Below are 21174 nucleotides of genomic sequence, written 5' to 3' on the forward strand. Positions count from 1 at the left end.
ATAACCGGGAGCGAACGATGTACGCATTTACCAACGGCCGGATCTTTACCGGTCTCCAAGTCCTTGAACATCACGCGGTAATCATCAATGACGGGGCAATCGACGCGGTCTGCCCGCTGGATTCGCTGCCGGCGGATATTGAGCGGCGCGATCTCGACGGCGCCATCCTGGCCCCGGGATTTATCGACCTGCAGCTTAACGGCTGCGGCGGCGTGCAGTTCAATGATTCCCTGGACGCCCTGACGGTGGAAACGCTGGAAATCATGCAGCGCGCCAATGTCAAATCGGGCTGCACCAGCTTTTTGCCCACCCTGATTACCAGCACCGATGCGTTTATGCGCCGCGCCGTCGAGGTGATGCGCGCATTCCTGGCGCAGCATAAGCACCAGGCATTGGGCCTGCACCTGGAAGGGCCTTACCTGAATCCGATAAAAAAAGGCACGCACGATCCGGCGCTGATGCGCAAGCCCTCGCCGGAAATGGTGGATTACCTGTGCGCCAACGCCGATGTCATCGCCCAGTTGACCCTGGCGCCGGAACAGGTCGACGCCGGGATTATCCGCCGGCTGAGCCAGGCGGGCATCATGGTGTCGGCCGGTCATTCCAACGCCACCTATGATGAGGCGAAAGCGGGTTTTGCCGCCGGCATCGGCTTCGCCACCCATCTGTTCAACGCCATGCCGCCCCTTACCGGACGCGAGCCCGGGCTTATCGGCGCAATTTACGACACGCCGTCGCTCTATTGCGGCATCATCGCCGACGGACTGCACGTCAACTACGCCAATATTCGCAACACCAAACGCATCAAGGGCGATAAACTGGTGCTGGTCACCGACGCCACCGCGCCCGCCGGCGCCGATAACCAGATTGATCGGTTCATTTTTGCCGGTAAAACAATATACTACCGAGACGGCCTGTGTTTGGATGAAAACGGCACCCTGAGCGGTTCGGCGCTGACGATGATTGAAGCGGTGCGCAACAGCGTGGAATTCGCCGGTATCGCGCTGGATGAAGCATTGCGCATGGCGACCCTTTACCCGGCCCAGGCCCTGGGCGTGGCGGCGCAGTTGGGTACCTTGCAGGCAGGCAAGGTGGCTAACCTGACGGCGTTCACCCGCGATTACCGGATAACCAGGACTATCGTTAATGGCGACGAAGTTCTCTGATGAGCGAGTAATAAACCGATGACCCCAGGCGGACACGCCCCGATAGGAAACGTTGACCTGGTCAAACAGCTCAACAGCGCTGCGGTGTACCGCCTGATCGATATGTCGGGGCCGATTTCGCGCATCCAGATTGCCGAACAAAGCCAGCTGGCGCCGGCCAGCATCACCAAAATCACCCGTCAGCTGCTGGAGCGGGGACTGATCCGCGAGGTGGACCAGCAGGCTTCCACCGGCGGCCGGCGCGCCATCTCCATCGTCGCCGAAACCCGCGCCTTCCAGGCGATTGGCGTGCGTCTCGGTCGCCATGACACCACCATCACCCTCTACGATCTGACCGGCAAATCACTGTACGAAGAATTCACCCCGCTGCCGGAAACCACGCAGCAGGCGCTGGAAGCGGCGCTGTTCAGCGCCATCGCGCGTTTCCTGGAGCAGATCCAGCGTAAATCCCGGGAGCTCATCGCCATTTCGGTGATCCTGCCGGGCCTGGTGGATCCGTATTCCGGGGTGGTGCGTTATATGCCGCATATCAGCGTGAGCGCCTGGCCGCTGGTGGAAAATTTGCAAAAACGCTTTCATCTTACCGCTTTTGTCGGCCACGATATTCGCAGTCTGGCGCTGGCGGAGCACTATTTTGGTGCAACACAGGACTGCGCGGATTCCATTTTGGTTCGTTTGCACCGCGGCACCGGCGCCGGGATCCTGGTCAACGGCCAGATTTTTCTCGGCAGCAACGGTAACGTGGGGGAAATCGGCCATATCCAGGTCGACCCGCTGGGCGAGCGCTGCCATTGCGGCAATTTCGGCTGCCTGGAAACCATCGCCGCCAACGGCGCCATTGAAAAGCGGGTGCGCCACCTGCTCGACCAGGGCTACCCCAGCAGGCTGACGCTGGATAATTGCCAGATCGGCGCCATTTGCAAAGCCGCCAATCGCGGCGATACGCTGGCCTGCGAGGTTATCGAGCAGGTGGGTCATCACCTGGGCAAAGCGGTGGCCATCGCCATTAACCTGTTCAATCCGCAAAAAGTGGTGCTGGCCGGTGAGATTACCGAAGCCCATAAGGTGTTGCTGCCGGCGGTGCAGCGCTGTATCGATAATCAGGTACTGAACGGTTTTCGCCAAAATCTGCCGGTGGTGATTTCCGCGCTGGATCACGGCTCCGCCATCGGCGCCTTTGCGCTGGTCAAGCGCGCGATGCTTAACGGCGTATTGCTCCAGCGCCTGCTGGAAAACAGCTGATTGCCGGGTCATCGGGTTTTATGGCATTTACGATCGGTCAAATTTGCCGGTGTTTTTCCTTCTTTTATTGATGATTATTGATAATTAGCCGCTTAAAAATGAATTATCACCAGCAGCATGGCTTTTTTCATTGATTGATCTTGAATAATGGTGTCATTTTAGTGCTAAATCGATGTCAACAGCAAAGCATTAGCCCCGAGACCGGCCTAAGGAAAAGAGAATGTGTTCTATTTTTGGTGTACTGGATTTGCAATCGGATCCGAGCGAACTGCGTAAAACCGCGCTGGAAATGTCGCGCCTGATGCGTCATCGCGGTCCCGACTGGTCGGGAGTGTTTGCCAGCGACCAGGCCATCCTGGCCCATGAACGCCTGTCCATCGTCGACGTCAATACCGGCGCGCAACCCTTATATAACGCCGCGCATACCCATGTGCTGGCGGTGAATGGCGAAATTTATAACCATCAGGCGCTGCGCCAGGAGCTGGGGGACCGTTATGCGTTCCAGACCGGTTCCGACTGCGAAGTGATCCTGGCCCTGTACCAGGAAAAAGGACCGGCCTTCCTCGACGATCTGCGCGGTATGTTCGCCTTCATTTTGTATGATACCGAGAAAGACGCCTACCTGATCGGCCGCGACCATATGGGCATTATCCCGCTATATATGGGGCATGATGAAAACGGCACGCTGTATGTGGCGTCGGAAATGAAGGCGCTGGTGCCGGTATGCCTGAGCATTAAGGAATTTCCCCCGGGAAGTTATCTGTGGAGCCAGGACGGAGAAATCCGCGAATATTACACCCGCGATTGGTTCTCTTATGACAACGTGAAGGACAACACTACCGATAAAGCGGCGCTGCGCGACGCGCTGGAAGAGTCGGTCAAAAGTCATTTGATGTCGGATGTGCCTTACGGCGTGCTGTTATCCGGCGGGCTGGATTCATCGGTTATTTCCGCCATCACCAAGAAGTATGCCGCCCGGCGGGTGGAAGACGGCGCGCGCAGCGAGGCCTGGTGGCCGCAGCTGCACTCTTTTGCCGTCGGCCTGGAAGGCTCGCCCGATCTGCGCGCCGCCAAGGAAGTGGCTACCCATCTGGGTACCGTGCATCATGAAGTGCATTTCACCGTGCAGGAAGGCCTGGATGCCATCCGCGACGTGATTTACCATATCGAGACCTATGATGTCACCACCATCCGCGCCTCGACGCCGATGTACCTGATGTCGAGGAAAATTAAGGCGATGGGCATCAAGATGGTGTTGTCTGGCGAGGGAGCCGACGAGGTTTTCGGCGGTTATCTCTATTTCCATAAGGCGCCGAACGCCAAAGAGTTTCATGAAGAGCTGGTGCGCAAGCTGCAGGCGCTGCATATGTATGACTGCGCGCGCGCCAATAAGGCGATGTCCGCCTGGGGCGTGGAGGCGCGCGTGCCGTTCCTGGATAAAAACTTCCTTGACGTGGCGATGCGTATTAACCCGCAGGATAAAATGTGCGGACACGGCAAAATTGAAAAGCATGTACTGCGCGAATGTTTTGCGTCCTACCTGCCGGAAAGCATTGCCTGGCGGCAGAAAGAGCAGTTTTCCGACGGTGTGGGCTATAGCTGGATCGACACGCTGAAGGAAATGGCCGGCAAGCAGATTACCGATCAGCAATTGGCTAACGCGCATTTCCGTTTCCCGTACAATACGCCGACGTCTAAAGAGGCTTATTTTTACCGGGAAATCTTCGCGGAGCTGTTCCCGTTGCCAAGCGCGGCGGAGTGTGTGCCGGGAGGTCCGTCGGTGGCCTGTTCCTCGGCGAAGGCCATCGAATGGGATGAGTCGTTTAAAAATATGGACGATCCGTCGGGACGGGCGGTGGGTGTGCATCAGTCCGCGTACTAAAGCTATCGGCACGCTCTCCCTTTAACTTGTCTGCGTTAGGTCCGGTGTTGGCGGGCCTGGCATGCCATGAGGCACTCGGTCGGGCGGGAAAACTACGCCCGATTCGATCCCATTGGCATGCTCTCTCTCCCTTAACACGTTTGTGTTGAGTTCGACGTTGGCGGGCCTAGCGCACCATGGGGCGCTCGGTCGGGCGGGAAAACCACGCCCGATTCGACCCCATTGGCACGCTCTCCCTTGAACACGTCCGGGTTGAGTTCAGCGTTGGCGGGCCTGGCATGCCATGAGGCACTCGGTCGGGCGGGAACACCACGCCCGATTCGACCCCATTGGCACGCTCTCCCTTGAACACGTCCGGGTTGAGTTCAGCGTTGGCGGGCCTGGCATGCCATGAGGCACTCGGTCGGGCGGGAACACCACGCCCGATTCGACCCCATTGGCACGCTCTCCCTTGAACACGTCCGGGTTGAGTTCAGCGTTGGCGGACCTGGCATGCCATGAGGCACTCGGTCGGGCGGGAAAACCACGCCCGATTCGACCCCATTGGCACGCTCTCCCTTGAACTCGTCTGGGTTGAGTTCAGCGTTGGCGGGCCTAGCGCACCATGGGGCGCTCGGTCGGGCGGGAACACCACGCCCGATTCGACCCCATTGGCACGCTCTCCCTTGAACACGTCCGGGTTGAGTTCAGCGTTGGCGGGCCTGGCGCGCCATGGGTCGCGCGCCCTTTAACATGTCTGCTTTGAGCTTAGGGTTATTATCAAACTCACCGGGCCTTTACGGCCCGGTTTTTATTTGTTTGAATAGGAAAATCAGGCCTTATGCGGTTTTTATCATCAGGTTGCTCATAAGCCAGACAAACAGCATGCGCAAAGCCTGATTACCGAAAAAAGGTGTTGACTGGATTTCTGCAACTACGCATAATGCGCCCCGCAACGCCGAATGAAGGTCACGCGGAAAGATGGCTACGTAGCTCAGCTGGTTAGAGCACAGCACTCATAATGCTGGGGTCACAGGTTCGAATCCCGTCGTAGCCACCATACTTTGCGGGAGTGGCGAAATTGGTAGACGCACCAGATTTAGGTTCTGGCGCCGCAAGGTGTGCGAGTTCAAGTCTCGCCTCCCGCACCATGATTTCGGTTACGCAGCGGATGGGGTATAGCCAAGCGGTAAGGCAGCGGGTTTTGATCCCGCCACTCCCAGGTTCGAATCCTGGTACCCCAGCCATTAACCTCGCCCGGGCGAGGTTGCAAGCGGGAAAAGTTGCAAAAACGTTTGGATGATTGGGATATAGCCAAGCGGTAAGGCAGCGGGTTTTGATCCCGCCACCCCCAGGTTCGAATCCTGGTATCCCAGCCAAAAAAAAGTTGAAAAAGTTTTTAAAAAGTATTGTAAGTCCCGAATTTTTAAGTATAATTCGGCTACGTAGCTCAGCTGGTTAGAGCACAGCACTCATAATGCTGGGGTCACAGGTTCGATTCCCGTCGTAGCCACCACATTTTTGGGGTATCGCCAAGCGGTAAGGCAGCGGATTCTGATTCCGCCACCCCAGGTTCGAATCCTGGTACCCCAGCCATACAAAGACTGCGCAAGCAGCGAAAAGCGGGGCGATTGTCGAAAGACATCGCCCCGCTTTTTTTATGCGTGTCTTCTGCCCTTCCTTTCATATCATCCTTGCAAAGGGTATCAGCCCGTCGCCGCGCGTTAGCAAAAAAATCAGGATTATCCTAATTATTTTGCAACTAAACGCGGCGCAAGTAATCCCAGATCATGGTATCGGCCATATTGTTAAGGGCACAATCACCGACGATTTCGCGCGGGAAACGGCATGTGGCCTTTCACAAAAAGATCGTTGCCCGAGCTAGTCGTTTAATTAAGCAGGTTTCAGGGAGCTGTTCTCGTCTTTGGTGGTGCGCTACATAAGGTAAATTCAAGCACGATCAAATGATAAATTGACCATTATTCATTGGGACTCAATGATGATTAACTTTAAAACAGCAAGTATTGAAGAGTTGAAAATAGAATATAAGCGCCTGGCCAAGCTGGTGGGCGATATGCCCTTCGGCACCAAAAAAGAGTTTTACCATCTTCCGGCGATCCTGGCCGACGATGAAAAACCGCTGGCGGTGGCAACGGGCCTGATGGGCGGCAATACCTGGCTGATTACCCTGACCAACTACCGGATTATTTTCCTGGATAAAGGCATGGTTTACGGTCTGAAGCAGGTTTTCGTCGATCTGGCGAGCGTGGTTTCCGTAAGCGGGCGCACCAAGATGATGACCGGCAGCATTACCCTGAGCACCACAGGTCAAAACTATACCATCGAGAATGTGATGAAAGGCGCGGTCACCCCGTTTACCAATATGGTGAATATCGCACGGGAAACGCTCAGCCAGCAGCCGCAGATGCGGCAGGCGGCGGGCACCCGTGCGCAATATGACGTGATCACCCAGTTGGAAAAACTGGCGGCGCTGAAAGAACGCGGCATTTTAAGCGATCAGGAATTCAGCGTGCAAAAAGAGAAAATCCTGGCGATGTAACGCCCACCTGCGCTTAGCGGGACATGCAGGGGAAAGCGCCATCCCGGCTGATTGTCCACGCCTCTATTATCGCTTAAGCGCAGGCGCAGGCGGTGTTTTCTGTGCCGTCCGGCATGAAAAGCCCGCCGGATAAGATCGCCTAAGCGTCCTTTGGCCGATCTGGCAGCAGCGCGCGCATCAAATGCTGACTGCGCGGCAATAAGCCTATCTTAAGGCCAAGTGGCTTAAATACCCGGTTTAATATCGACAACGACTGGCTGCCCTGGTCTCGTTCGATATCGGATAGAGTACGACGGCTGATATTGATCTGGATTTTGGTCGTCATCCTGAAAAGTATCGATCCAGATTTCGTTGTTGGCGGAGCAACGTAATAATAGTTTTGGCGCCTCCTCACCAGCGCCAGTGGCGCCACCGCCCGCCGCGCCCATCTGTTGTGCGTATTCTAAAAAATCAGTATTCCGCTCGGCCACATCCTGTACGGTAAACCGAATTTGATTAATTTGTTTAACCGCGGGTAAATCGGTTAAGGATTCCTTAATGCGCATATTTCCCACGGGAGCAATAACGCCTGACCGCAACCGAGCGCTATCTTGTTGGGTTGACGGCAGGCATTGATCGGTAGTTTTCCATGAGTACCGCAGGCAAATTGCTACTACAGGCATGCTCATCATCCCGTTCCATGAATTCCAGCGCATAATCAAACGCGTAACCGAGTAACGTTAAACTCGCGCGTCCTTGGTCAGGTTCGGAAAATGTGATAGACGCGGCGTCCTGCCCTCTTCCTTCGACAAAAATTTCAATAGTCAATTTCATGGACACCTTCAATGAGCAATGTTTTGCTCTTTTAGCGCTAACGTTTTTAAAATGGCAATTATTTTGCTCAAAAAAATCTTAAATGAAAAAAAATGAGCAATATATTGCTCATTTTTTTGCTGACAACGCCCGACGCTACCGCCAGTCAGAGACCCAGGGCATATTTCAGCGCCCGGACTTTCAGCGGGCCGGCGCGCTGGGCCAGGAACAGGCCGAGGTTGCGCGCCAGCCGGACCGGCGGCAGCCGGTTGCTGAAGGCGCTATAGAAGAGATCCATGCCGCTTTGCATCAGCAGGTTGTCGCCGTAACGGCGATGCTGATAGCGCTTTAAGATGCGCAGCTCGTCCCAGGGTTCATCATGATCGCGCGCGCCAATCACCACCGCGGCCAGCGCTTCAGCGTCGCGAAAGCCCAGGTTTACGCCCTGCCCCGCCAGCGGATTTATGGTATGCGCCGCATCGCCGATCAGCGCCAGGCCCGGCCGGACATAGTCCCTGGCATGGCTGCGCACCAGCGCAAAAGCGCCCGCGGCGTGCACCTTCACCGCGCCCAGGCGGGTGGGAAAGGCGGCCAGCACCTCGCGCTCCAGGGCCGCCGGCGGCAGGGCCTGCAGCTGGCGGATACGCGCCGCGCTGTCATACCACACCAGCGACGCCCAGTTATCGTAGAGCGGTAAAAACGCCCGGGGACCGTCGGGGGTAAATTCCTGCCAGGTGACGTCCTGCTGGCCGTACGGGCATGCGACGGTTATCAGCATACACGACTGGCGATATTGCCAACCGACGGTGCCGATGCCAGCCCATTGCCGTACGTTGGACCGGGCGCCGTCGGCGCCGATCAGGAGCCGGGCGCCAACCGTTTCGCCGTTATCAAGCGTCAGGCGCCAGTTGCCGCCGTCATAACGCATTTTCGCCAGGGCGGCCGGCGCGCGCAGCGTCAGATTGCCGCAGTCGGCGCAGGCCTGCCACAGCGCCCGCTGCAGCCGGATGTTTTCCACCATAAAGCCGAGTTCCGGCAAATGCAGCGCCGCGGCGTCGAAGGTGACCTGGGACTGCGCCCATTCCCAGGTTTCCAGGCGGCGGTAGGGTACGCGGACATGGGAATCGATACGGTCCCACGCGCCCACGCGGCGCAACAACGCCGCCGACGCGCAGCTGATAGCCGAAACGCGCAAATCCGGCGGGGCATCCGGCCGGGGCTCCGCCAGCCGGGCATGGTCCAGCACCAGCACCCGTATACCGCCCTGCGCCAGCATTAACGCCGCCAGGGCGCCGACCATGCCGCCCCCCGCCACCACCGCATCATAGGCTATTTCGTTTGTGTTCATCTCGGCTATGCTTGTGTCTGTGATTAAACATTTGCTTAGTGTACCGCAATTTTTCATTATGAAAGAGGAGCGAAGGCTCAGCCCTCTGGTCACAACCACGCCAAAGGATTACAATACGCGCCCTGCATGAGCCGAAGGGCTTTTTCGCACCCTAAAATAATGCATCAAGTAATGGCAAGCCGATGACAAAAAAACTGCATATCAAAACCTGGGGCTGTCAGATGAACGAGTACGATTCATCGAAGATGGCCGACTTGCTGGATAGCACCCACGGCTACCAGTTGACGGATAACGCCGAAGAAGCGGACGTGTTGCTGCTCAACACCTGTTCCATTCGTGAAAAGGCGCAGGAGAAGGTATTCCATCAACTGGGCCGCTGGCGGGCGCTGAAAGAAGCCAATCCGGATTTGATCATTGGCGTCGGCGGCTGCGTGGCCTCCCAGGAAGGCGCGCATATCCGCGAGCGCGCCCATTATGTCGATATTATCTTCGGGCCGCAGACCCTGCACCGCTTGCCGGAAATGATCAACCACGTGCGCGGCACGCGCAGCCCGGTGGTGGATATCAGCTTCCCCGAAATCGAAAAATTCGACCGGCTGCCGGAACCGCGCGCCGAGGGCCCCACCGCGTTTGTCTCCATCATGGAAGGCTGCAACAAGTACTGCTCGTTTTGCGTGGTGCCCTATACCCGCGGCGAGGAAGTCAGCCGTCCCTGCGACGATATCCTGTTCGAGATAGCCCAACTGGCGTCCCAGGGCGTGCGCGAGGTCAACCTGCTGGGGCAGAACGTCAACGCCTACCGCGGCGCCAGCTTCGAGGGCGATATCTGCACCTTTGCCGAACTGCTGCGCCTGGTGGCGGCCATCGACGGCATCGATCGCGTGCGTTTCACCACCAGCCACCCGATTGAATTCACCGACGATATCATCGACGTCTACCGCGACACGCCGGAGCTGGTCAGCTTTGTGCATTTGCCGGTGCAAAGCGGTTCCGATCGCATCCTGACCATGATGAAACGCGCCCATACGGCGCTGGAATATAAATCCATCATCCGCAAACTGCACAAAGCGCGTCCCGGCATCCAGGTGAGTTCCGATTTTATCATCGGTTTCCCCGGGGAAACCCAGGCCGACTTCGAGCAGACCATGAAGCTTATCGCCGACGTTAATTTCGATACCAGCTACAGTTTTATCTACTCCGCGCGTCCCGGCACGCCGGCGGCGGATATGGTGGACGATGTCGGCGAAGACGAGAAAAAGCAGCGGCTGCATATACTGCAGCAACGCATCATTCAGCAGGCGATGCAGTTCAGTCGCCAGATGATGGGCACGGTCCAGCGCATCCTGGTGGAGGGCACCTCGCGCAAAAGCGTGATGGAGTTGGCCGGCCGTACTGAAAATAACCGCGTGGTGAACTTTGAAGGCACGCCGGACATGATCGGCAAGTTTGTCGATGTCGAGATCGTCGATGTCAATCCGAACTCGCTGCGCGGCGTGGTCGTGCGCACCGAAGATCAAATGGGCCTGCGCGTGAGCGAAAGCCCGGCCTCGGTGATTGCGCGCACCCGCAAAGAGAATGAACTCGGCGTCGGGACCTTCCAGCCGTGATACCCTCCCTGCCCGTTAACGGGCGGCCTCCCCCGCCGCCCGGTTCTGCCTTTTCTCCTCCGGTTGCTTTTCACTTATCGTGCCCCAATATTAATTTAATGATCCGCGTCCTTGACGCTGGTGACGGTTTCCTTCATTTATGAACATGGTCAGCCATAATCTACTCCCTAACATGGCCTGAAAGGCCCAGAGGAAAAGTTTGAACGTCGACACTAAAGAAATCATGCTGGAGCCTGCGGACAATAAGCGCTTAATGAGCCTCTGCGGGCCGTTCGATGACAATATCAAACAACTTGAGCGCCGGTTGGGCATTGAAATCAATCGTCGCGACAACGTTTTCAAACTGGTCGGCAAACCGCTGTGCGTGGAAGCCGCCGCCAATATCCTGCTGACGCTGTACGTGGACACGGTTCCGGTACGCGGTGTTGTCGCCGATATCGAGCCGGAAAAAATCCACCTGGCCATCAAAGAGAGCCGGGTGCTGGAGCAAACCGCCGAAAGCGTGCCGGACTTCGGCAAAGCGGTGCATATCCAGACCAAGCGGGGCGTTATCAAACCCCGTACGCCAAACCAGGCGCAGTATATCGCCCATATACTCGATCATGATATTACCTTTGGCGTCGGTCCGGCCGGTACGGGTAAAACCTACCTGGCGGTGGCCGCGGCGGTGGATGCGCTGGAGCGCCAGGAAATACGCCGCATCATGCTGACCCGCCCGGCGGTGGAGGCCGGTGAAAAACTCGGTTTCCTGCCCGGCGATCTCAGCCAGAAGGTCGACCCGTACCTGCGTCCGCTGTATGACGCGCTGTTCGAAATGCTGGGCTTCGAGCGGGTTGAGAAACTGATTGAACGCAACGTGATTGAAGTCGCTCCGCTGGCCTATATGCGCGGTCGTACCCTGAATGACGCCTTTATCATCCTGGATGAAAGCCAGAACACCACCATCGAGCAGATGAAGATGTTCCTGACGCGCATCGGTTTTAATTCCAAAGCGGTCATTACCGGCGATATCACCCAGATCGACCTGCCGCGCAATGCGAAATCAGGCCTGCGGCACGCCATCGAAGTGCTGGCCGACGTAGAGGAAATCAGCTTCAACTTCTTCCATAGCGAGGACGTGGTGCGCCATCCCGTGGTGGCGCGCATCGTGGTGGCGTATGAAGCCTGGGAAGCGGCCGATCAAAAGCGTAAAGACGCGTTGGGCGAACAGCGCCGGCGTGAAGCGCAGGCCGCTTACCACGGGAATATCCCGCCGGCCGCCGGCGATAACCAGGAGCCGGCCAAATGAGCGGCGTCATCCTTGATTTACAGGTAGCCTGCGCCGATCCGGCCGGTTTGCCCGATGAAGCAACCTTTATGCGCTGGCTGGAAGGCGTGCTGCCGCAGTTCCAGGACGAGGCCGAGGTCACCATCCGCCTGGTGGACGACGCGGAAAGCCACGAGCTGAACCTGACCTACCGCGGCATGGACAAGCCGACCAATGTACTGTCGTTTCCCTTTGAAGCCCCGCCACAGGTGGAGCTTCCCCTGCTCGGCGACCTGATCATCTGCCGCCAGGTGGTGGAACGGGAAGCCGGCGAACAGGACGTGCCGCTGGAGGCGCACTGGGCGCATATGGTTGTCCACGGCTGTCTGCATCTGCTAGGGTATGATCATATCCAGGATGAGGAAGCCGAGGAAATGGAGGCGCTGGAGGCCGACATCATGCAGGCGTTAGGTTATCCCGATCCCTATCTGAACGAAAAAGACGACTGATAAACGACGCCGGCCCCGGAGCGGGGCCGGTTTATACGATCCATTTATCCACTACGAGTGAAATTAACTAAACGCCATGAGCGACGACCATTCGCAAAGCAACGACAGCCCCAGTCCCAAAAAGGGCTTTTTTACCCTTATCCTTAATCAGCTGTTTCACGGCGAGCCAAAAAATCGCAATGATTTACTGGAGCTTATCCGTGATTCCGAACAAAACGAGCTGATTGATCCCGATACCCGCGATATGCTCGAAGGCGTTATGGACATCGCCGAGCAGCGCGTACGCGATATCATGATCCCGCGTTCCCAAATCGTGACCCTGAAAAACAACCAGTCGCTGGAAGAGTGCCTGGATGTGATCATTGAATCCGCGCATTCCCGTTTCCCGGTGATAAGCGAAGACAAGGATCACATCGAGGGGATCCTGATGGCCAAGGATCTGCTGCCGTTTATGCTCAGCGATTCGCAGCCGTTCAGTATGGATAAAGTGTTGCGCCCCGCCGTGGTGGTGCCGGAAAGTAAACGCGTCGATCGCATGCTGAAGGAGTTCCGGTCCCAGCGCTACCATATGGCCATTGTAATTGACGAGTTCGGCGGCGTTTCCGGCCTGGTCACCATTGAAGACATCCTGGAGCTGATCGTCGGCGAAATCGAGGATGAATATGATGACGAGGAAGACCGGGATATCCGCCAGCTTAACCGCCATACCTTCACCATCCGCGCGCTGACGCCGATTGAGGATTTTAACGAAACCTTCGGCACCCACTTCAGCGACGAAGAAGTGGACACCATCGGCGGGCTGGTGATGCAAGCCTTCGGCCATCTGCCGGCCCGTGGTGAAACCATTGAAATAGATGGTTATATTTTTAAGGTCGCCATGGCCGACAGTCGGCGTATCATCCAGGTTCATGTTAAAATCCCCGACGACTCACCCCAACCGATAATGGAAGAATAAACCTTACATGGCGAGCGCATTGCGACTTGAGCGCCAGTGGGTACGTGCGTTGCTGGCGTTATTGACCGGCGCCTGCGGTACCCTGGCGTTTTCACCTTATGACTTTTGGCCGGCGGCGTTAGTCTCGCTGGCCGGGTTGCTGGCGGTGACCCTTAACCGCACGGTGCGGCAGTCCGCCTGGCTCGGTTTTTTCTGGGGCTTTGGGCTGTTCGGCACCGGCATGCGCTGGATTTATGTCAGTATCGACCAGTTCGGCGGGCTGCCCGTCCCGGTGAATATCGGCCTGGTGGCCCTTCTGGCGGCGTACCTGGCGCTATATCCGATGCTGTTTAGCGGCGTGCTGGCGCGCATCTGGCCGCGCACCTCGCTGTGGCGGCTGGCGGTTGGCGCGCCGGTGCTGTGGCAGGTGACGGAATTCCTGCGCGGCTGGGTGATGACCGGCCTGCCGTGGCTGCAGTTCGGCTATACGCAAATCGACGGCCCCCTGAAGGGGCTGGCGCCGCTGTTCGGCGTCGAGTCCATGACCTTTTTCCTGATGGCCGCGAGCGGCCTGGCGGTGGCCGCCGTGGCGCTGCGCGCCCCCCTGGCCGGCATTTGCGCGCTGGCGGTGCTGTTGCTGCCCTGGCCGCTGCGCGGACTGCACTGGTATGCCCCGCAGGATGCCAGGACGGTGACTGTGGCCATGGTGCAAGGTAACATTGCCCAATCGCTGAAATGGGAACCCGACCAGGTACGGCCGACGCTTGACGTGTACCTAAGCCATACCCGTCCGTTCCTGGGCAAGGCGCAGATGGTGATTTGGCCGGAATCGGCCATACCGGATGACGAAACCGCCCAGGGGCCGTTCCTGACCGAGTTGGATGCGCTGTTGCGTGAAGAGCGCACCAGCCTGGTCACCGGCATTATCGACACCCGCAGGACAGCGTCGGGCTATAATTATTTTAACAGTATCCTGGTACTGGGGGAGCAAACGCCTTACCGCTACCCCAGCCCGAATCGTTATGCCAAGCATCATCTGGTGCCGTTCGGTGAATTTGTGCCGCTGGAAAGCCTGCTGCGCCCCCTGGCGCCGCTGTTCAATCTGCCGATGTCGTCATTCAGCCGCGGCAATTATATCCAGCCGCAGCTGAGCGTTGCCGGCATGAAGCTGACTGCGGCCATTTGTTATGAAATCGTGCTCGGCTCGCAGGTGCGGGATAACTTCCGGCCGGATACCGATTTCCTGCTGACCATTTCCAATGACGCGTGGTTCGGTCATTCCATCGGCCCCTGGCAGCATTTCCAGATGGCGCGCATGCGCGCGCTGGAACTGGGGCGGCCATTGTTGCGCAGTACCAATAACGGTATTACCGCGGTGATCGGCGCCGATGGCGCCATCGAAGCGATGCTGCCGCAGTTTACCCGCGACGTGTTAAGCACGCGCGTAACGCCGACAACCGGACTGACGCCTTATGCACGATTTGGCGACTGGCCGTTGTGGGTGCTGACGCTGCTGCTGGGGTTTGCCGCCGTGGTCTTTGGCCGCCGGGCGCGTTAGTAGCCACGGTTTAGGTCGCCATGGTGAGGGCTTCGCTGGCGTTTTCGGGGAAGCGTATGTTGCCATGGTGAGAGTTTCGCTGGCGCTTGCGGGGGAGGCTTATGTTGCCGCGGTGCGGGTTTCGCTGGCGCTTGCGGGGAGGCTTATGTTGCCGCGGTGCGGGTTTCGCTGGCGCTTGCGGAGAGGCTTATGTTGCCGCGGTGCGGGTTTCGCTTGCCGTGCGTTAGGTGTTCATATGTCTTGCCGGGTGCCGGCAAGCGACAATGAGGCCGTACCGCGACGGCCTCCTTGACCTCCGCGCGCCCGGCAGGTCGCGCGTCGCTGCGCGATACCTTCCGCCGCCTGTGCCCCCGTTATGCACCGGCCCGTTATGCCCTCCCTGCGCAAACGGGCCTTTCGCCGCTCCCGGCGGCTCATGCAGGGGGCACAGGCGCCGTCAGCGCGCTTTACGCCGGTCAACATGTCGCTGTTCGTACTGCATGTTATGAAGCGATAGCGGCGCTGTTGCTTAGGATGGGACTGGCGTCGGCTTAGGATCGACCGTGATGGGATGCAACAGGTATGGGATGCAGCTGGCACGACGAAAAGTTGGTCATGCGGTCATGCAATAAGGCGTTCATCATTCATGCAACTTAAACCTTACGCTTTAAGTTTTAACAGTACGCATTACGCTTTCAGCCATCAGCCATCAGCCATCAGCCATCAGCCATCAGCCATCAGCCATCAGCCATCAGCCGTTATACTGCAGACTTCAGCCCAAAATAAATACTGATATTTTTCCCGGTAATCACATACCGCGATGAACCCCAAAACGCTACATTGCTCACAGGCGATGGTGTTGACGTTGTGCCGGCATAGAGTGCGCCGGCAGCGCGCATCTTGGCTGGATGAGCTGCCGGGAGCGGCGAAAGCTAAGGGCCGCGCCGGGAGCGCGTCCCGTGCGGTCCATAAGCCGGGATGGGCGATGCCGGGGACCGCGCAGCGGCGCACGATCTGCCGGACGCGCGGAGGTCAAGGAGGCCGTCGCGGTACGGCCTCTTTGTCGCTTGCCGGCACCGGACACGCCATATAACCACCGAACGCATGGCAAGCGAAACCTTCACCGCGACAACATAAGCCCAGCGAAACCCGCACCGTGGCAACATAAGCCTCCCCGCAAGCAAGCAAAGCCCCCACCACGGCAACATAAGCCTCTCCGCAAGCAAGCAAAGCCCTCACCACGGCAACACAAGCCCCCCCAAGGCCGGCTGCTTCATATTTAAATTCAGGAGCAAAGGTTCATCTCTCTCTGTTATGGCGTGCTACATTCGCGGCAGCCCTATATCAAAAATGTGGCCCGCGCCCTCTTTAGCGCGTCCGCCTTGGGTCCGGCGCCGCAGCCCTAATGCGCGTGCTAATTATTGTTAATCAAACTCATTGCTGTTATCGTGCCACTTGTAACATCCTCGTGACATATTGACCAAAGAGCCTCTGAATGAATCCCGATTCCCGTTATCTGCTAACCGATCCCGCCCAGCTGCGCGAGCATTATGCCCAACCCAACAAAGCGGTGGTGCAAAAACAAATCGATCATCTTGATGCCTACGCCCGCCGGCTGATTGCCCTGTCACCGTTCATGATCCTCGGCACGCAGGGCGCACGCGGCATTGACTGCTCGCCGAAAGGAGGCGAACCGGGGTTTGTCCAGGTAGAGGATGATAAAACGCTGCTGCTGCCGGATCGTTCCGGCAACAATCGCCTCGATGGCCTTAGCAATATCCTGCACAATCCCTTTGTCGGCATGCTGTTTCTCATCCCCGGCTGGCTGGAGGGATTCCGGGTCAACGGCCGCGCGCGGATTTCCGTCGACCCGGCGCTTTGCCTGCGTTTTGCCCACAACGGCCAGCCGGCGAAAAGCGTGATTATTATCAGGGTGGAAGAGGTCTTTATTCACTGCGGTCGGGCAATCAGCTTCGCCGGACTGTGGGATAACGCGAAACATGTCGACCCCGCTCTGCTGCCCGGCGCGCTGGAAATCTTTAAAGCCCATGTCGCCCTGTCGGCCGCCGGCGCGCAGCCGGCCTGATTCCGCCGCTGCTCCGTTCGGGGGCAAATAATTTGTCTGGCATGGATTTTGCTGTATAACGTTGCGAATGTCGTTAAAAACTGTTTTTTTATGAGTGATTTTCGCCATTCGTGCGCTGCAATGGTGCGTTTACCGCACTTAGATTGTGCAATGAGGCGTCATGCGCCACGCTTTGGTGCGTCTGAACTCACAAAACGAAAACTTTTTCATTTCAAAACATTTACATTCGGCTATTTTTTAACGGTAATCCGTTTTGATTTTACGCTTTAGGCTGGTTCCAAAGCTTAACGTGATACTCATGATTGCGGCGCGCTTACCCCTTGAGCGCCGTAGTGACAGCAAAGGAGTTGGAAAATGCAAATGCGCAAATTGGCTTTATCATTACTGGTACTGGGCATGGCCGGCAGTATGGCCCATGCGGAAGACCTGACGGGCACCCTGAAGAAAATCAAAGATAACGGCGTGATCGTGGTCGGCCATCGGGAATCGTCCGTTCCTTTTTCCTATTACGACAACCAGCAAAAAGTGGTGGGTTACTCCCAGGCTTATTCCGATGCCATCGTGGACGCGATTAAAAAGAAAATTGACGCGCCTTCCCTGCAGGTGAAGTACCTGCCTATTTCCTCGCAAAACCGTATTCCGTTGCTGCAAAACGGAACCTACGATTTCGAATGCGGTTCAACCACCAATAACCTGGAACGTCAAAAGCAGGTGGATTTCTCCAATACCCTGTTTGTGATCGGCACCCGTATCGCGGTGAAAAAGGGCAGCGCCATTAAAGACTTCCCCGACCTCGCCGGCAAGACCGTGGTGGTCACCGCGGGCACCACGTCCGAAATGCTGCTCAACAAGCTGAACGACGAAAAACAAATGAAGATGCGCATCATTTCCACCAAGGATCACGGCGATTCGTTCCGTACCCTGGAAACCGGGCGCGCGGAAGCCTTTATGCTGGATGACGCCCTGCTGGCGGGCGAACGCGCCAAGTCCAAGAACCCGGATCAGTGGGATATCGTCGGTACCCCGCAGTCCAAAGAAGCCTATGGCTGCATGATGCGCAAAGACGACCCGCAGTTTAAAAAGCTGGTGGACGACACTATTGTTTCCATCCAGACCTCCGGCCAAGCGGCAAAATGGTATGACACCTGGTTTAAACAGCCGATTCCGCCGAAAAACCTGAATATGAATTTCGATATGTCCGATGACGTCAAAGCGCTGTTCAAGGCCCCTAACGATAAAGCCGTAAACTAATAACGACAATAAGGGCGGGTGACTCCCCGCCCTCTCGATTGCAGGAGGCCAGGACAGACAGACGCAGCGCGGTCGTTCCCCGCGCTGCGGATATCAAGGTCTTCGTCAATCTTCAGGGTAGCGGTGCTACCCTTTTTTACCGGAGTTTTTTATGTCAATAGATTGGAACTGGGGCATTTTTTTTGAAGCGGCCCCTTTTGGCAACACCACCTACCTCGGCTGGCTGTGGGCGGGATTTAAAGTCACCATCGCCGTCTCGTTTTGCGCCTGGATTATCGCGTTGCTGGTCGGTTCGCTGTTCGGCATCCTGCGTACCGTTCCAAATCGTTTTCTTTCCGCTTTAGGAACCTGTTACGTCGAGTTATTCCGTAACATTCCTTTGATCGTGCAGTTCTTCATTTGGTATCTGGTGGTTCCCGAGCTGTTGCCGGTCAATATCGGCACGTGGTTTAAGTCGGGCCTGGACCCGAATGTCCAGTTTTTTGTCTCCTCCATGGTGTGCCTGGGATTGTTTACCGCCGCCCGCGTGTGCGAACAGGTACGCGCCGGCATCCAGTCGCTGGCCTCCGGACAGATGGCCGCCGGGCTGGCGATGGGCCTGACCCTACCGCAAACCTATCGTTACGTGCTGCTGCCGAACGCTTATCGCGTGATTGTGCCGCCGATGACCTCGGAAATGCTTAACCTGGTGAAAAACTCCGCCGTGGCCTCCACCATCGGTCTGGTGGATATGGCGGCGCAGGCGGGCAAGCTGCTGGATTATTCCGCCCATGCGTACGAGTCTTTTACCGCGATAACCCTCGGCTACCTGATTATTAACGCGGTGATCATGTTTGCCATGCATCTGGTGGAGAAAAAAGTACGTCTGCCCGGTCATATAGGAGGTAAATGATGTACCAATTTGACTGGAGTACCATTGTCCCCAGCCTGCCGTATATGCTGCAGGGCATGGCGCTGACGCTGAAAATCACCTTTACCGCCGTGTTCTTCGGCATTATCTGGGGCACCGTGCTGGCGGTCATGCGCCTGTCGCCGCTGTGGCCGGTCAGCTGGTTCGCCAAACTTTACGTTAATCTGTTTCGATCGGTACCGCTGTTGATGGTGCTGTTGTGGTTTTATCTCGTTGTGCCGAGCTTTTTGCAAAAGGTGCTGGGACTGTCGCCGCAAACCGATATCCGGCTGATTTCAGCCATGGTGGCCTTTTCGCTGTTTGAAGCCGCCTATTACTCGGAGATTATCCGCGCCGGCATTATCAGTATTTCACGCGGCCAGGCCTCCGCGGCGCTGGCGCTGGGCATGACGCCCTGGCAGTCCATGCAATTGGTGGTGCTGCCCCAGGCGTTTCGCGCCATGGTGCCGCTGCTGCTGACCCAGGGCATTGTCCTGTTCCAGGATACGTCGCTGGTGTATGTGCTAAGCCTGGCGGACTTTTTCCGCACCGCGTCGTCGGTGGGCGAGCGCGACGGCACGCAGGTGGAAATGATCCTGTTTGCCGGCGCGGTTTATTTTGTAATCAGCCTCAGCGCTTCCCTGCTGGTGAATTATTTGAAGAAAAGGACGGTTTGATGATTTCCCTGAAAAATATTTCTAAATGGTACGGTCATTTTCAGGTTCTGAACGATTGCTCAACCGAAGTGCAAACCGGCGAGGTCGTCGTGGTCTGCGGTCCGTCCGGGTCGGGTAAATCGACGCTGATCAAAACCGTCAACGGGCTGGAGCCAATCCAGCGCGGCCAGATTATGGTCAACGATATCGCCGTCAACGATAAGCGCACCAACCTGGCCCAACTGCGCGCCAAGGTGGGCATGGTGTTCCAGCATTTTGAACTGTTTCCGCACCTGTCGATCATCGACAATCTTACCCTGGCGCAGGTGAAGGTGCTTAAGCGCAACAAGGACGCCGCGCGCGAAAAAGGCCTGAAACTCCTGGAGCGGGTGGGATTGTCCGTGCAGGCCAATAAATTCCCCGGCCAGCTTTCCGGCGGCCAGCAGCAGCGGGTGGCCATTGCCCGCGCCCTGTGCATGGATCCGGTGGCGATGCTGTTTGACGAGCCGACGTCGGCGCTGGACCCGGAAATGATCAATGAAGTGCTGGACGTGATGGTGGAGCTGGCGCAGGAAGGCATGACCATGATGGTGGTGACCCATGAAATGGGCTTTGCCCGCAAAGTGGCCAACCGGGTGATTTTTATGGACGAAGGTAAAATCGTCGAGGATACGCACAAAGAAGCGTTCTTCCAGCATCCGCAAACCGATCGCGCCCGCGACTTCCTGGCGAAAATACTGCACTAGCCGCCCGCGGCGGCCTGTCGCCACGCTGCGGGCAGGCCGCGCCGCTATTGGAACGGACGGCGGTGGAACTGATCAAACCCGCATTCCGGGCAAAGCGGCAACGTTTCCGGCGTGTAAAACGCCAGCGAATGATGGCAACGTTCGCACACCAGGTTGCCCAGCCCCACCACTTCCCCGCTGTTGTAGACGCCGTGATGGCTGACGTCTTTAAACACTTCCTGCCACTCCAGCTGGGTTTTATCGGTGATGTCCGCCAGTTCCTGCCACAGGCTCTCCTTGATAACCCGCGTAAACACGCTGTCGTCATCCTGCGCGCGGCTCTCATCATAGCTGCGGGCGAACTCTTCCAGATCGCGGCGCACCGCCCGGGTAACGTTCTCCACTTCCGCCGGCGTCAAATCGCCGGTGGCCTGCAAACGCAGGCGCGCATCCTCGACCAGCGTATCGATATTCCTTTCGCCCTGCTCAAGCTGTTGACTCAGCGAGGCCAGCAATTCGCGGTAATATTGCGCAACCTTATCCATCGTCTTCTCCTGATTTCCGCCAGCATCACCCGAAATGGCCTTCTGGCCGGGACTAAATTGGTATCATGCTGATAATTTTAGCCTATAACGGTAAACTCATTCGGTATAAAGCATGGCGCAACGCAATAATTCGGCCGGATCCGGGCTTATGTGGCAGAAATAAGCATCCGGGCGGCGCTGGGTGTTGTTGCCGCCGTTGCTTATCAGCTATGCTATGCGG

At 57.2% G+C, this 21174-nt stretch carries 18 protein-coding genes and 6 tRNA genes; 20 read left to right on the forward strand and 4 right to left on the reverse strand.

Features of this window, described 5'->3' with window-relative positions:
• Positions 1-17 precede the first annotated feature (17 nt).
• The 10 genes from nagA (at position 18) to ACL2XF_RS13985 (ending at position 6829) form a co-directional block, all read left to right on the forward strand.
• Positions 18-1166 (forward strand): N-acetylglucosamine-6-phosphate deacetylase, encoded by a 1149-nt coding sequence (nagA, locus tag ACL2XF_RS13940; RefSeq protein ID WP_413722298.1) that lies wholly within the window; start codon positions 18-20, stop codon positions 1164-1166.
• Between the two features lie 18 nt (positions 1167-1184).
• Positions 1185-2408 (forward strand): DNA-binding transcriptional regulator NagC, encoded by a 1224-nt coding sequence (gene nagC / locus ACL2XF_RS13945; protein WP_410016078.1) that lies wholly within the window; start codon positions 1185-1187, stop codon positions 2406-2408.
• A 220-nt stretch (positions 2409-2628) separates the two neighbouring features.
• The gene (asnB, locus tag ACL2XF_RS13950) at positions 2629-4290 is read left to right on the forward strand and encodes an asparagine synthase B (protein ID WP_410016079.1); all 1662 of its coding nucleotides are present in this window, start codon (positions 2629-2631) and stop codon (positions 4288-4290) included.
• 962 nt (positions 4291-5252) lie between these two features.
• Positions 5253-5329 (forward strand) — tRNA-Met (locus ACL2XF_RS13955).
• Between the two features lie 6 nt (positions 5330-5335).
• Positions 5336-5420 (forward strand) — tRNA-Leu (locus ACL2XF_RS13960).
• 21 nt (positions 5421-5441) lie between these two features.
• Positions 5442-5516, forward strand: a tRNA-Gln gene (locus tag ACL2XF_RS13965).
• A 57-nt stretch (positions 5517-5573) separates the two neighbouring features.
• A tRNA-Gln gene (locus tag ACL2XF_RS13970) sits at positions 5574-5648 on the forward strand.
• Positions 5649-5708: 60 nt separating this feature from the next.
• Positions 5709-5785: transfer RNA gene (locus ACL2XF_RS13975), tRNA-Met, on the forward strand.
• A gap of 6 nt (positions 5786-5791) precedes the next feature.
• Positions 5792-5865 (forward strand) — tRNA-Gln (locus ACL2XF_RS13980).
• Positions 5866-6265: 400 nt separating this feature from the next.
• Positions 6266-6829, forward strand: coding sequence for a PH domain-containing protein (locus tag ACL2XF_RS13985; protein ID WP_410016080.1), 564 nt, complete (start codon positions 6266-6268; stop codon positions 6827-6829).
• A gap of 224 nt (positions 6830-7053) precedes the next feature.
• Here ACL2XF_RS13985 and ACL2XF_RS13990 read toward each other — a convergent pair whose 3' ends face one another.
• The 3 genes from ACL2XF_RS13990 to ubiF form a co-directional block, all read right to left on the reverse strand.
• Positions 7054-7374, reverse strand: coding sequence for a hypothetical protein (locus tag ACL2XF_RS13990; RefSeq protein WP_410016081.1), 321 nt, complete (start codon positions 7372-7374; stop codon positions 7054-7056).
• Between the two features lie 40 nt (positions 7375-7414).
• Complete coding sequence (locus tag ACL2XF_RS13995; RefSeq protein WP_410016082.1) at positions 7415-7642, reverse strand: hypothetical protein; 228 nt, start codon at positions 7640-7642, stop codon at positions 7415-7417.
• A gap of 145 nt (positions 7643-7787) precedes the next feature.
• Entirely contained in the window at positions 7788-8969 is a 1182-nt protein-coding gene (gene ubiF / locus ACL2XF_RS14000; RefSeq protein WP_410016083.1) for a 3-demethoxyubiquinol 3-hydroxylase, read from the reverse strand.
• A gap of 182 nt (positions 8970-9151) precedes the next feature.
• Here ubiF and miaB point away from each other — a divergent pair, with 182 nt between their 5' ends.
• The 10 genes from miaB to ACL2XF_RS14050 all read left to right on the forward strand — a co-directional run bounded on the left by miaB (position 9152) and on the right by ACL2XF_RS14050 (position 20430).
• Positions 9152-10576, forward strand: a complete 1425-nt coding sequence (miaB, locus tag ACL2XF_RS14005) for a tRNA (N6-isopentenyl adenosine(37)-C2)-methylthiotransferase MiaB (protein WP_410016084.1) — start codon at positions 9152-9154, stop codon at positions 10574-10576.
• A gap of 199 nt (positions 10577-10775) precedes the next feature.
• Entirely contained in the window at positions 10776-11864 is a 1089-nt protein-coding gene (locus ACL2XF_RS14010; RefSeq protein ID WP_413727057.1) for a PhoH family protein, read from the forward strand.
• Positions 11861-12331, forward strand: a complete 471-nt coding sequence (gene ybeY / locus ACL2XF_RS14015) for an rRNA maturation RNase YbeY (RefSeq protein WP_410016086.1) — start codon at positions 11861-11863, stop codon at positions 12329-12331. The genes ACL2XF_RS14010 and ybeY overlap by 4 nt, the downstream gene beginning before the upstream one ends.
• A 76-nt stretch (positions 12332-12407) precedes the next feature.
• Positions 12408-13286: a CNNM family magnesium/cobalt transport protein CorC gene (gene corC / locus ACL2XF_RS14020; RefSeq protein ID WP_410016087.1), complete on the forward strand. Its 879-nt coding sequence runs from the start codon at positions 12408-12410 to the stop codon at positions 13284-13286.
• Between the two features lie 7 nt (positions 13287-13293).
• Positions 13294-14823, forward strand: a complete 1530-nt coding sequence (gene lnt / locus ACL2XF_RS14025; RefSeq protein WP_410016088.1) for an apolipoprotein N-acyltransferase — start codon at positions 13294-13296, stop codon at positions 14821-14823.
• A 1474-nt stretch (positions 14824-16297) separates the two neighbouring features.
• Positions 16298-16888, forward strand: a complete 591-nt coding sequence (locus ACL2XF_RS14030; protein ID WP_410016089.1) for an MSMEG_1061 family FMN-dependent PPOX-type flavoprotein — start codon at positions 16298-16300, stop codon at positions 16886-16888.
• Positions 16889-17242: 354 nt separating this feature from the next.
• Positions 17243-18139: an amino acid ABC transporter substrate-binding protein gene (locus ACL2XF_RS14035; protein WP_410016090.1), complete on the forward strand. Its 897-nt coding sequence runs from the start codon at positions 17243-17245 to the stop codon at positions 18137-18139.
• A gap of 151 nt (positions 18140-18290) precedes the next feature.
• Complete coding sequence (locus ACL2XF_RS14040; RefSeq protein ID WP_410016091.1) at positions 18291-19031, forward strand: amino acid ABC transporter permease; 741 nt, start codon at positions 18291-18293, stop codon at positions 19029-19031.
• Complete coding sequence (gltK, locus tag ACL2XF_RS14045) at positions 19031-19705, forward strand: glutamate/aspartate ABC transporter permease GltK (RefSeq protein WP_410016600.1); 675 nt, start codon at positions 19031-19033, stop codon at positions 19703-19705. The genes ACL2XF_RS14040 and gltK overlap by 1 nt, the downstream gene beginning before the upstream one ends.
• Positions 19705-20430: an amino acid ABC transporter ATP-binding protein gene (locus tag ACL2XF_RS14050; protein WP_410016092.1), complete on the forward strand. Its 726-nt coding sequence runs from the start codon at positions 19705-19707 to the stop codon at positions 20428-20430. Before gltK ends, ACL2XF_RS14050 begins: the two co-directional genes overlap by 1 nt.
• Before the next feature lie 44 nt (positions 20431-20474).
• Here ACL2XF_RS14050 and ACL2XF_RS14055 read toward each other — a convergent pair whose 3' ends face one another.
• A complete protein-coding gene (locus tag ACL2XF_RS14055; RefSeq protein ID WP_413727058.1) occupies positions 20475-20954 on the reverse strand; it encodes a zinc ribbon-containing protein in 480 nt (159 codons plus the stop codon).
• Between the last annotated feature and the right edge of the window lie 220 nt (positions 20955-21174).

Origin of the sequence: Sodalis sp. RH19 (assembly GCF_047324215.1) — a bacterium.
In the GTDB taxonomy this organism is placed as follows: Bacteria; Pseudomonadota; Gammaproteobacteria; order Enterobacterales; family Enterobacteriaceae; genus Acerihabitans.